Source organism: Streptomyces sp. NBC_01451 (genome assembly GCF_036227485.1).
Lineage (GTDB): Bacteria > Actinomycetota > Actinomycetes > Streptomycetales > Streptomycetaceae > Streptomyces.
This window is the reverse complement of the sequence record NZ_CP109479.1, coordinates 5,750,902-5,763,209: the sequence shown is the minus strand read 5'-3', so window position 1 is coordinate 5,763,209 and position 12,308 is coordinate 5,750,902. Positions and strand designations below refer to the sequence as shown.

The 12,308-nt window shown below is 70.9% G+C and carries 10 protein-coding genes; 5 read left to right on the top strand and 5 right to left on the bottom strand.

The annotated features are described in order from the left end of the window. Positions 1-5: 5 nt before the first annotated feature. On the bottom strand, positions 6-686 hold the full coding sequence (locus OG595_RS25205; RefSeq protein ID WP_329275714.1) for an ankyrin repeat domain-containing protein: 681 nt from the start codon (positions 684-686) through the stop codon (positions 6-8). Between the two features lie 132 nt (positions 687-818). Here OG595_RS25205 and OG595_RS25200 point away from each other — a divergent pair, with 132 nt between their 5' ends. Then, complete coding sequence (locus OG595_RS25200) at positions 819-1,781, top strand: transglutaminase-like domain-containing protein (RefSeq protein WP_329275711.1); 963 nt, start codon at positions 819-821, stop codon at positions 1,779-1,781. 24 nt (positions 1,782-1,805) lie between these two features. Here OG595_RS25200 and OG595_RS25195 read toward each other — a convergent pair whose 3' ends face one another. Next, positions 1,806-3,080, bottom strand: a complete 1,275-nt coding sequence (locus tag OG595_RS25195; protein ID WP_329275708.1) for a PucR family transcriptional regulator — start codon at positions 3,078-3,080, stop codon at positions 1,806-1,808. A 109-nt stretch (positions 3,081-3,189) separates the two neighbouring features. Between OG595_RS25195 and OG595_RS25190 the strand changes: the two genes are divergently transcribed. The 4 genes from OG595_RS25190 (at position 3,190) to OG595_RS25175 (ending at position 8,634) form a co-directional block, all read left to right on the top strand. Next, positions 3,190-3,684, top strand: a complete 495-nt coding sequence (locus tag OG595_RS25190) for a nucleoside deaminase (protein ID WP_329283181.1) — start codon at positions 3,190-3,192, stop codon at positions 3,682-3,684. Further along, on the top strand, positions 3,677-4,669 hold the full coding sequence (locus tag OG595_RS25185; RefSeq protein WP_329275706.1) for an isopenicillin N synthase family dioxygenase: 993 nt from the start codon (positions 3,677-3,679) through the stop codon (positions 4,667-4,669). Before OG595_RS25190 ends, OG595_RS25185 begins: the two co-directional genes overlap by 8 nt. 186 nt (positions 4,670-4,855) lie before the next feature. Continuing rightward, positions 4,856-6,991 (top strand): hypothetical protein, encoded by a 2,136-nt coding sequence (locus OG595_RS25180; RefSeq protein ID WP_329275701.1) that lies wholly within the window; start codon positions 4,856-4,858, stop codon positions 6,989-6,991. Next, on the top strand, positions 6,991-8,634 hold the full coding sequence (locus tag OG595_RS25175; RefSeq protein WP_329275699.1) for a hypothetical protein: 1,644 nt from the start codon (positions 6,991-6,993) through the stop codon (positions 8,632-8,634). Before OG595_RS25180 ends, OG595_RS25175 begins: the two co-directional genes overlap by 1 nt. Positions 8,635-8,663: 29 nt before the next feature. On the opposite strand, the gene ccsB is transcribed toward OG595_RS25175, so the two are convergent. Genes ccsB through OG595_RS25160 form a run of 3 tightly spaced genes read right to left on the bottom strand, consistent with a single transcriptional unit; the run spans position 8,664 to position 12,305 of the window. After that, the gene (ccsB, locus tag OG595_RS25170) at positions 8,664-9,791 is read right to left on the bottom strand and encodes a c-type cytochrome biogenesis protein CcsB (RefSeq protein WP_329275696.1); all 1,128 of its coding nucleotides are present in this window, start codon (positions 9,789-9,791) and stop codon (positions 8,664-8,666) included. Next, positions 9,792-11,525, bottom strand: coding sequence for a cytochrome c biogenesis protein ResB (gene resB, locus OG595_RS25165; protein ID WP_329275693.1), 1,734 nt, complete (start codon positions 11,523-11,525; stop codon positions 9,792-9,794). A gap of 3 nt (positions 11,526-11,528) precedes the next feature. Then, positions 11,529-12,305 carry a cytochrome c biogenesis CcdA family protein gene (locus tag OG595_RS25160; RefSeq protein ID WP_443073359.1) on the bottom strand — a complete coding sequence of 259 codons (777 nt, stop codon included), beginning with the start codon at positions 12,303-12,305 and terminating at the stop codon, positions 11,529-11,531. Positions 12,306-12,308 lie beyond the last annotated feature (3 nt).

Below are 12,308 nucleotides of genomic sequence, written 5' to 3'. Positions count from 1 at the left end.
CGCTGTCAGATCTGCTTGCCCTCGTGAACCAGGAACACCCCCTCGGCCGTAACCCGGCCCGTCCGCTCGGAGCCTCCGACGATGCGCACCCAGCTGTCCACGATCAACTCCCGGCCACGCAGCTCGAACTTGAAGCCGCCGTACATGCCCGGAACGGGGAACCAGCCGACGGGGTTGTCGAGTTCGGTCAGCACCTCGATCTCCGGGAGGCGCAGCTCCTTCTCCGTGGCCAGATCCTGGTCCCCGAGCTCGCCGCCCGACCGGTATCGGATCAGGCGGTGGAAGTTCTCCTGGAGGCGGGCGAGTTCGTCCTGCGGCAAGGGGTGCTTGAACTCCGGGCGCAGGACGGCGGCAAGGTGATGGTGGCCGAGCCGGGCGGCGATGTCGACGGGGCGCGTCCCGTCGCTCGCCCTCAGGGTGCGCCACGCGCCGTACGACAAAAGGCGCTCGACCGTGGCGACGGGAACGCCGTGCCACGCTGCCTGATGGAGTGGGGCGTAGCCGCTACCGCCTTCCAGCCGAGCCGAGTTGGTCCACTCGTCGTCCTTGTCAAGGATCTCGAAGACCGTTCGCCAGTCGCCGTCCCGGGCAGCGTCGGCCAGGCGGTCCCTCAGCTGGTCGATGTGGTCCTTGAACATCGATCGCCGGGTGACCCCGTTCCATCGCGCGACGCGCTCGTCAGCCATGGCGACCAGTCTATGGATCTTGGGTTTCGGCCCTGGACAATTTGCGGCGAATTTTGACACGGTGGTGCGAGCCGACCGGCATTCGAACGTACGAGCTAAACAAACCCGACCCCCGTCTTGAGGGAGCTCACCGTGTCGTCGCCTTCCCTGCCCTCCGCCCACCCCAGCCTCGCCCCGGAAGCCGCTGCCTTCTACCGCACCCACAGCCCCTTCTCCGACCCCGGCGACCTCGCCCGGCTGTACGCCGGCCTACCCTCCGACCCCGCCCGACTCGCCCGCACAGCACGCGACTTGGTGATCCATCGGGGCGAGGGAGACCAGTTCCGCCACACACATCCCACCGATCGGCTGCACCACGACGCCAACGCCCGCTACGTCGACGACATCCTCCGGATCGTCATCGCGCGCGACGGCTCCCCGCTGACCCGACGGCGCACGGCCGGAGACCGGTTCGTCGGTGTCTGCCGGGACTTCGCGCTCCTGCACTGCTCGTTGCTGCGGCACAGCGGCATTCCCGCCCGCGTGCGGTCCGGGTTCGCCGACTACTTCCGGACGGACGGCTTCCACTGCGATCACGTCGTCACCGAGTACTGGGACGAGTCGCGCGGCTGGCTCCTCGCCGACGCGCAGCTCGCCGATCCGGACGTGACGACCGCCGGTCGCGTCGACTTCGACCCGATGGACGTACCGCGTGACCGTTTCCAGGTCGCGGGCCGGGCCTGGCGGGACATCCGGGCCGGGGACGCCGACCCCGACACCTTCGGGCTGTACCCGCCGGAGGACGGGCCGTTGAACGGGGAGTGGTTCGTGGCCGGCAACATACGGCTCGACCTCGCCGCGCTGAACAAGGTGGAGACCCTGCTGTGGGACATCTGGGGGACGGAGGCCGAGGCGGACGGGCGGACCATGACCGAACCCCTCCGCGAGCTGTACGACCGGGTGTCAGCGATCGTCGCCCCCGACGCTCCCGACGATGTTCCCTTCGAGGCCGCCCGGCGGATCTTCGGCGTGGAGGACGGGCTGCGGACACCGAGGACCGTGCTGGAGTTGTCCGAGTACAACCCACCACGTCACGTCACCCTACGGCCCTTCTGACTTCGCCCAGGCCCGCGCCGCCCCCTACGCCACCGTCCGCAGACCCCCCGTTCCCGCCCCCGCACCCGTCCCCCGCACCACCCGCCACGCGCAGGCCGCCGTCAGGAGCTCGCCCAGCAGGTCCGGGTCGTCTATCTCCAGGCCGAGGAGGGACTCGATGCGTTCCAGGCGCTGGTAGAGGGACTGGCGGCCGATGTGGAGGAGGGTCGCCGTGCGGGTGGGCGAGCAGCCGTTGCGGAGGTGGACCTCCAGGGTGCGGACCAGGTCGCTGGGGTGGGCCGCCTCCCACGCCAGAAGGGGGCCCAGGGTGTGCTGGACGAGGCGGGTGAGGCGGTCCTGGTTGGCGTCGACGCCCCCTCGGGTGAGTTCGCGTTCGAGGGCGAGGGCCCGGGACGACGTCACCAGGGGGCCCTGCGGGGCGTTCGGCTCCGGCGGCGGCACCGTCAGTGCCAGTTCCAGGGTCGTACGGGCCGCGCGCAGCGTCTCGCTCCAGCGCAGCCAGCCGTTGCCCGCGTCGACGGCGTGGCCCACGGCGACGGTGAGGCCGGGGGCGGCGGCGGCCGTGCGGAAGGCGTCCTGCACCGCCCGTACCGGGTCCCGTCCCGTCTTCGCCTCCGGCGCCGGCCGGACCGCGACGAGGGCGAGCACGTCCCCCGGGAAGGCGGCCCGCAGCACCGCCCCGCCCAGGGCGCGCGCCGCCCGGTCCACCGTGGAGACGTCCCGCGTGCCGTGCACGGAGACGCCGATCAGGCGGGCGCCGGGGCCGGGGTGGAAGCCGGTGAGGGCGGCGCGGGCCTCGACCTCGGGCTGGTTGAGGGCCTGGCCGTCGGCGAGGTCGGCGAGCAGGGCGGCGGTGTGGTCGTCGCCCCAGGGGCGGACCACCGTGCGGCCGGACAGGCCCCGGGCGACGATCGCGCGGTTGGCGGCCTCCGTGATGCGTACGAAGGGGACGACGCGGCGCAGGGCGAGGAGGGGCAGGCCGAGGCGGCGGGCCTCGTCCGTCACCTCGGGCGGCATCGCGGGCAGCGAGCGGCCGATCTCCACGGCCAGGCCCGCCGCGCCCCGGGCGGTCAGCTCGCGGACGTAGCGGCGCCGTACCTCCTCGTCCGTGTCGGTGAGGCCGAATCCGTTGGTCAGCAGCAGTTCTCCCCCGTCGAGGAAGTTCGCGCCCTCGTACACCTCGCTGGAGTGGACCCAGCGCACGGGCCGGTCCAGCGCGGCCTCCCCGGTGAGGAGTTCGGGCTCGGCGGCGCGGACCGGGTCGAGGGCCAGGACTTCACGGAGGGTGAGTGCGGGCACGGGTGCCTCCCAAGGCGCTGACACTTCGTCCTGCTGGGGGATGCCCGGAGAGTACTTTCCGCACGTTGCCCCGGTGTTTCCGCCGAAGGAGAGTGAACCCATGAATCGGATGGACGGGTTGGAGGAGGTGGTCGAGGTGGGCGAGGTGGTCGAGATCGATCAGGCGCTGGCACGCTCGTGGCTCGCCGTCGCCGTCGAGGAGGCCCGCGCCGGGCTCGCCGAGGGCGGCATCCCGATCGGGGCCGCGCTCTACGGCGCCGACGGCACGCTTCTCGGGCGTGGGCACAACCGGCGCGTCCAGGACGGCGACCCCTCGACGCACGGCGAGACCGCCGCGTTCCGGAATGCGGGACGGCAGCGGTCGTACCGTGGGACGACCATGGTCACCACGCTCTCCCCGTGCTGGTACTGCTCCGGTCTGGTGAGGCAGTTCGGTATCTCCCGGGTGATCGTCGGAGAGGCCGTCACCTTTCACGGTGGGCACGACTGGCTCGCCGAGCACGGCGTCGAGGTCGTACTGCTCGACGATCCCGAGTGCGTCGGCATGATGCGCGACTTCATCACGAACAATCCCGCACTGTGGAACGAGGACATCGGTGAGTAATCCCACGTCGGCACAGACCCCCGCCGCACCCCGCATCCCCACCGTCGACCTGCGGCCCTGGCTGTCCGGCGACGCCGAGACCCGCGAGGAGATCGCCCGTACCGTCGACTCCGCCCTCCAGACCGCCGGATTCCTGCTGGTCACCGGGCACGGCGTCGACCCCGCCCTGCGGGCCGGTATCCGGGAGGCGGCCCGCGCCTTCTTCGCGCTGTCGGCCGAGGTGAAGGAGCGGTACACGGCGAAGGTGGGCGGGAGGGGGTGGCTGGGTCCGGGGGCCGAGGCCAACGGGTACTCGGAGGGGACCGAGACACCGCCGGACCTGAAGGAGTCGCTGACCTTCGCCACGCACGAGCCCTTCGACGACCCGGCCGTCAACGCCGAGTGGTACGCGCCCAACGTGTGGCCCGCCGAGGCTCCCGAGCTGCGGAGGCTGTGCGAGGAGTATCTCGACCGGATGGGCGAGCTGGAGAAGGAGCTGCTGACCCTTCTCGGGTCCGCTCTCGGGCTCGAACCCGACTTCTTCTCCCGGCACATGGACCATCCGACGTACGGCTTCAACATCAACTGGTATCCGGGGGTGGAAGTGGTCGGCGAGCCGGAGCCGGGGCAGTTCCGGATCGGGCCGCACACCGACTTCGGGACGGTCACCATCCTCGACCGGCAGGCGGGGAAGGGCGGACTACAGGTCTACACCGACGAGGGCGGCTGGGAGGACGCGCCCTTCGACCCCGAGGCGTTCACCATCAACATCGGTGACCTGATGGCCCGTTGGACCGGCGACCGCTGGCGCTCGGGCCGGCACCGGGTGCTGCCGCCGCCGGCCGACTCGCCCGCCGAGGAGCTGATGTCCCTCGTCTACTTCGGCGAGTGCACCCCGGGCACGATCGTCGAGTCGGTGCCCGCGCCGGTGGGCCGGGTCGCGTACGAGGCCTTCGACTCGCACGTCTATCTGCGGGGGCAGCTGGACTCGATCACCGTCGACTGAGACGGCCGAGCTGCCCAAGCCGTCCGGGCCGTCCGAGCGGGCGTAGAAAGTTGAGCATTGGGCCGATAATTTCGTAACACAACGGACATCATGCGATCTGGTCCGATCCAACTTCCTCTTCCTACACTGGTGTTGCAGTACTGCACAGCACACTGAACCGCGGTAGGCCCCAGGGGGAGGGATGCGGTGCTCAGACGGCTGCACGGACGCGGGGCGCTCTTCGCCACCGAACCGCCGGGGCTCGCGCCCCGGCTCGTGGGACTGCGACCGCACCACCACATCGCCGTTCCCCTGGAGCATCCGCGTGAACTGCCGTTCGTGGTGCTCACCGCCGGGCGCGGACTCGGCAAGAGCGCGGTCCTCGGCGAGCTGCGCGCCGCCTACCAGCGGCACACCCCGGTCGCGCTGATCGACTGCGAGGACCCGCAGTTCGTCCTGTCGCCCGAGCGGCACCCGGCGCAGGCCTGGTCGCCGCTCGCGCAGGCGCTGCTGGTGATCGCCGAGCAGCTCGCCGAACCGGTCACCGGCGCCCGGCGGATCGCCTTCCCCCGGCTGATGTCGGGCCTGATCGCGGTGGCCGCCGGCGGCTGGGGCAACGCCGACACCGAGCGCATCCGCTGGGAGGTCCAGCGGATGCTACTGCTCAACGAGAGCGGCTCGTGGTTCACCGGGTTCGCCGCACGCTGGGCGGGCCGGGTGGCCTCGAAGGCGGTCGCGGCGGCGATCAGCGACGACCCGCTGGTCTCGGCGGTCATCGAGGCCACCCTGGAGGCGATGACGGAACGTTCCTCAAGCGCGCGGCAGCGCAGGGCGTCGACCTGGTACCGGACGTACCCGAACGCCGGTGACCGCGCCGAGCTCGGACTCCGCCTGCTCTCCGACCACTTCAGGGCCGGCGGCACCTCCCGCGAGCACGCCGAGCGCTATCTCGTACGTGCCCTGCTCGCCGACCTCACCGACGCCTACGCCGGAGTACGGGCACACCTGCAGCGCCTGGGCCGCCCGCTCGTCCTGGTCGACAACGCGCAGGGATCGCCGGGACGCGAACTGACCGAGCAGGTGCTGCGCGACCGCGCCGAGGGCATCGCCGACCAGGTCGCGTTCATCACCGCCGTGCGCGGCGGCAGCGGCCAGTCCTCGCTGCGCAACGCGGTACGCCGCGACCTGCGCGAGACCGTCCAGCGCACCCGCTGGACACCGGGCGACACGGCCTCCTCCCGGGCCCTGCTGGTCTCGCTGCCGCCGCTGTCCTCCGACGACACCCTGCACATCGTCGACGCGGTGTGCACGGGCACGGCGGTGCCCGTGCCTGCCGAACTCCCGCCCGCCACACACCGGTTGACGTGCGGGAATCCGCTGGGCATCGCGCTGGTCGCCGAGTCGGCCCGGCAGAACCTTCCCCAACTGCCGCCCACCGCACCCTTCGGCGCCCTGCTGACCGCCGAACTCGCCCTGCACGAGGACCGCGACAGCCATCCCGCCTACCGCGAACTCCTCGACCGGCTCGTCCCCGCCGACCGGCTCGACGAACTGACCGTGCTGGCCGCCGCCCACGACCACGACTCGGCCTGCGCACTCGCCGCTTCCGGGCTCCCGGACGACTTCGGCCCGTCGAGCGTCCGCGCGCTGGAGACCCGGCTCGTGGCGGAGGGACTGCCCGCCGTTCCGGGCCAGTTCGTCGGTGACGCCTTCGTCCGCACCCTGCTCCTGCTGCGCCTGCACCACCGGCACGCCGACCACGGCAAGTGGCGGGACGTCCACGAGACCCTCATCCAGCACTACGAGGGACCCGAGCCGTCGAAGGCCCGCTACCGCCTCCACCACGAACTCGCCCTCGGCGACACCGGACCGGCGGTCGCGTATCTGCGCGACACCTTCCACACCCTCGACACCAGCACCTGGCTCGACACGCTTCTCTTCGTCGCGTCGGCGCCCTACTTCCACGCCCACGACGCCGAGGGCCACGACTTCGTCGGCGGCGACCACCAGCGCGCCCGGATCGCCTTCGGCCACACCGACGCCGAGCAACGGCCGCCGGACGACGTGGACGCCGTACTGCATCTGCGGGTACGCCGACTCCTGCACGCCGTCTGGCAGTTGACCGATCCGCTGGTGCTGCCGGACCGGAAGCTGTGCGACCGGCTGCGCTACGAGCTGGAGCAGCTGTCCAACGACCCGCGCGCGAGCAACGCGCTGCTGTGGCACGCCTCGCAGGAGTGGCCCGAGGCCGCGCTGGCCGGCCGCCCGCTGCGCGCCCCGCGCGACGACGGGGACACCGCCTCCGACGACCGGACCCGGAACCGCAACGACGGAGGCGCGTGATGGCTCGCAGCGGGTTCAGGGGCGTCGGGGCGTGGCTGCGCGAGGGGGTCTGGGCGATCCCGCTGCGCCGCTATCTGGCCCTGCTGGTCACGGCGGCGCTGGTGACCGGCATCGGCTTCGCGGTCAGGTCGCTCACGCACGACGACCGGTCCTGCGCGCCCGGGGTCGTGCGTCCGGCGGGCAGTGACGAGTGCGTGGGCGTCTCGACGACCGACTACGCCTTCGGCCGGGAGCAACTCGCCGACACGATCAGGGCGATCGACCGCGAGAACGACTCCCTCACGAACAGAACCGACGGATCCAACGACGCAGACGACACGGACGGCGAGGACGGTACGGCCGGCTATGTCACCGTCGCCCTGTTCGAGCCGTTCACCGCTACCGACGAGGACAATCTCGGGGACGTGCTGCACGAGCTCCAGGGCGCCTATCTCGCCCAGTGGAAGGTGAACCACGACGCGAACGGCGAGGGTCCGCCGATCCGGCTGGTGCTCGCCAACCCGGGGCGTACCGGCGCCCATTGGGAGCACACGGTCGACCAGCTGGAGCGGATGACGACGACCTCGGACCGGCTGCGCGCGGTCACCGGGATAGGGCTGAGCACGGAGGAGAACACCCGGGCCGTGAAGGAGCTGACGAGGCGCGGCATCCCCGTCGTCGGCACGTCCATCACGGCCGACAGCCTCGCCAACGGCCGGCAGGGCAGCCCGGAGGGCCTGAAACCCTTCCCGGGGCTGGCCCGCACCGCCCCGACCAACACCGACGAGGCCCGCGCGCTGGCCTCCTTCGCCGACGTCGCGGCCGACAAGGCGGTGCTGGTGTACGACGACCCGGGCGACCCGTACACGCTCACGCTCCAGGCCTCGTTCGAGAAGCTGCTGACCGGCTCGCGCTACCAGCCGTGGCCCTTCACCCCGCTCGCCGACCGCACCAAGGAGGGGACCACCGCCAACGACTTCCGGCAGATCAGGGAGCTGGTGTGCGACACCGCACCCGGCGTGAACACCATCCTGTTCGCCGGACGGCACACCCAGCTGCGCCAGTTCATCAACGCGCTCGGCGAACGAGGTTGCCAGCAACGGGAGTTCACCATCCTGACCGGGGACGACGCCTCGTACCTCACCGGCGACAGGAAGCTCGACCCCGAAGCCCTCAAGCACGGCGTCTCGGTGCGCTACAGCGCCCTCGCCCACCCGGACGCCTGGCTCAAGGACCCCCCGAGGACCGGGGGTTCGGCGGCGGACGCCCGGGAGCTGACCGAACTGCTGGGCGCCGCCCAGGCCAACAGGACCGGCAGGAGCGGCAGGCCCTCACCGATCGGCGCCATCGACCTGGAGGACGGCCAGCTCATCATCGCGTACGACGCGATGCGGCTCACCGTCGAGGGCATCCGCGAGGCCACGCCCCGCGGCCGGAGCGCGCCCACACTCGCCGACGTCGGCGACGAGTGGACGCTCATCAAGGGCTCGTCGGGGCGCGTGAACGGCGCGAGCGGCTGGATCTGCCTGGACAACTACGGCAACCCGTACGACAAGGCCGTACCGATCGTGGAACTGACCCCCGACCGGCACGCCCGCTTCGTCGAGATCGCCTGGCCGACGGGCAGACCCCCGGAGAAGGACTGCCTGCCGCCATCGTCGTAAGCGTCGTACCCGCCGTCCTGCTACGGGAGTTACACGCCCGCGTACGAGTGTTTGCCGCTGACGAAGATGTTGACGCCGTAGTAGTTGAAGAGGAAGCACGCGAACGCGATCAGGGCGATGTAGGCGGCCTTGCGGCCCTTCCAGCCGGCTGTGGCGCGGGCGTGCAGGTAGGTGGCGTAGGCGACCCAGGTGATGAACGCCCAGGTCTCCTTGGGGTCCCAGCCCCAGTAGCGGCCCCACGCGTCGCCCGCCCAGATCGCGCCCGCGATGATCGTGAACGTCCACAGCGGGAAGACGGCCGCGTTGACCCGGTACGAGAACTTGTCGAGGGACGCGGAGGCGGGCAGCCGCTCCATCACGGAGGTCGCGAAGGTGCCGGGCCTGCCGCCGGACGCGAGCTTGTTCTCGTACGAGTCCTTGAAGAGGTAGAGGATCGTGGCGACCGCGCCCACGTAGAAGACGGCACCGCAGAGGATCGCCGTGGAGACGTGGATGTACAGCCAGTACGAGTGGAGGGCCGGCACGAGCTGGTCGCTGGCCGTGTACAGGACGGTGACCGCGAGTCCGAGGTCGAGCAGGACGCTCGTGACCAGGGGGAGGCCGAGCCAGCGGATGTCCTTCTTCAGCGCGAGGAAGACGAGGTACACGCCGACGGCGGTGGTGGAGAAGGTGAGGTTGAACTCGTACATGTTGCCCCACGGCGCCCGCTGCACGGACAGCGCACGGGCCAGCACCCCGCCGAACTCCACGAGGAACGCGACCACGGTGAGGGACACGGCGATGCGCCCGTACAGGTCGCCCTGCTCGTCCCCGCCGTGGGCGCCGGGCCCGTCCGGCACGTCCCGGGCCCCCGCCGCGGCCCGCACGACGACCTTCGGCCGCTCCAGTACGGCGGTCCCGCCGGCGTTCTTGACGGTCACCTCCGGCGCCTTCGCCCCGGCCGCCCCGGCCGGCTTCGCGGTGAGCGCGGCGGCCGTCCGGCTGACCTTGCTGCGGCTGCCGAAGATCCACTCGGCGATGTAGGTGAAGAAGGCCAGGGTGTAGACGGCCATCGCGGAGTAGATCAGCGTGTTGCTGATGTTCGCGAGGTGTTCGTTGGTCGCGGTGGCGAGAGTCGTCACGTGGACGAGGTCGGGCGCGGTGGCGAGAGCAGACATTTACTTCTCAGCCCCTTCGGCAGGTACGGCGGAAGTATCGGGGTCGGGATCGGGGGTTTCGGGATCGGGGGCGCCGGGCGCCTGGTCGTACAGGATTCCGGCGATGTCGCCGAGTTCCTCGGGCACCTTCGCGGACTCGCTGCGGCCGAGGCCGCCCATCTCGACGACGGTGACGCCGTCGGAGCCCCTGACCGCCCGCACCCACACCCGTCGGCGCTGGATGAACAGGGAACCGGCGAGGCCGAAGACGGCGACGATCGCGCCGCCGAGCGCCCAGCCGCTGGCGGGCTGCCGGGTGACCTGGAAGTTGGCCCACTCCTGGGTGCCCTCATAGGTCACCGAGCCGGCGCCGCCCGGGAGTTGCATGGTCTCGCCGGGCTTCAGGTTCTCGCGCACCTGCTGGCCCTTGGCGTCCTTGTAGGCCTTCATGTGGGTCTTGTCGAGCTGGTACACGCTCTGCGGGAGACCCGCGTTGACCCCGAGGTCGCCGTGGTAGGGCGCCAGGTTCAGCACCGGGTTCTCCAGTGCGGGGAACTGCGAGGCGACCTCGTTGCCGGGCACGTAGGTGGGCAGGAAGAAGGCCTGGATGCCGAGCTGTTCCTCGACGCCCTCGGGATTGCGGTAGCCGTCCATGACCTTGATCGCACCGGAGGAGGTGACGTTGGAGTCGAGGGGCAGAAGGGCCACGGCCTGGTCGAAGACGATGTCGCCCTTGCCGTCGCGGACGGTGATGACCGGCGCGTAGCCGTGGGCGGTCAGGTAGACCTTCGAGTCGCCGACCACCAGCGGCTCGTTGACCTTGATGGTGCGCTTCCGGGGCTTGCCGTACGCACCCACGCTGTAGTCGACGTCGGCCTCGTAGGTGCGTGGGGTACCGCGGTTGGGGCCGGTCGTCTCGTACGTGCCCTTGAAGTCGTCCAGATGGAAGCTGAAGGGGTCGAGGTCGTCGGTGTCGAAGAGGGTGCCGGACTTGAAGTCGTCGTACTGGGTGAGCGTGTTGGAGAAGCCGTCGCCTTCGAGGATCAGCTTGTTGCCCTCGGACTTGTACAGCTGGCCCCAGGCGAAGGAGGTCAGCATCACGATCAGCGCGATGTGGAAGGCGAGGTTGCCGACCTCGCGCAGATAGCCCTTCTCGGCGGCGACCGCGTCCCCGGCGACATGGGCGCGGAAGCGGCGCTTCCTGAGCAGTACGAGGGCTGCCTCGCGGACCTGCTCGGGCTCGGCCTCCGTACGCCACGTCGTGTAGGCGGGCAGCCGGGTCAGGCGGCGGGGCGCGCCCGGCGGGCGGCTGCGCAGCTGGCCCACGAACTGCCAGGTGCGGGGCACGATGCAGCCGATGAGGGAGACGAACAGCAGGATGTAGATCGCCGAGAACCACACCGAGCTGTAGACGTGGAACAGGCCGAGCTTCTCGTAGATCGGCCCCACGAAGCTGTGGCGCCGCATGAAGTCGGCGACCTTGGTCTCGTCCGTCCCGGACTGCGGGATCAGCGAGCCGGGGATCGCCCCGAGCGACAGCAGGAACAGCAGCAGCAGCGCGACCCGCATGGAGGTGAGCTGGCGCCAGAACCAGCGGGCCCAGCCGATGACGCCCATGGAGGGCGGGCCCGGCGCGTCCTCCTGGGGGGCGGTGGACAGCTGGGAGCCGGCGGCGCCGAGTTCCTCCCGGTCGTCACCGCCCTTGGGGGCGGAGGCAGGGGCAGGGGTGCTGCCGGTGCCGGTGGTGTTGCTCATCGATCAGATCCCCACAGTGAAGCCGTCGGACCAGGTCTGCATCTCCTGCACCAGACGGTCCCACGCGCCGGTAAGGAGCAGCACACCGGTAAGGATCATCATCGTGCCGCCGATGCGCATGACCCACACATAGTGGCGCTTGACCCAGCCGAAGGCACCGAGCGCCTTGCGGAAGGCGACCGCGGCGAGCACGAAGGGCACCCCGAGGCCGGCGCAGTAGGCGACCGTCAGTACGGCCCCGCGCCCGGCGCTGGCCTGGTCGAAGGCGAGGGTGTTGACGGAGGCGAGGGTCGGGCCGATGCAGGGCGTCCAGCCGATGCCGAACAGGGCACCGAGGAGAGGGGCGCCGACCAGTCCGGTGGCGGGCTTCCTGTGGAAGCGGAACTCGCGCTGGGTGAGCCAGGGCATCAGGCCCATGTAGAAGACGCCCATGAGGATCATGAGGACGCCGAGCACCTTGGACAGCGTGTCCTGGTGCTCCTGGAGCGTCTGTCCGAAGTAGCCGAACAGTGCCCCCGTGGACACGAACACGGCGGTGAACCCGAGCACGAAGAGCGAGGCCCCGGCGACCATCCGGCCTCGGCGGGCCTCGCCGAGGTCGGTGCCGGTGACACCGGTGACGTACGACAGATAACCGGGTACGAGGGGCAGCACGCACGGCGAGAAGAAGGAGACGAGGCCGCCGAGCAGGGCGATCGGCAGGGCCAGTATCAGGGCCCCGCTCATCACGGTCTCGTTGGCCGCGGGGACGGAGGCGGCGAGCGTGAGCACGCCGGTCACGTC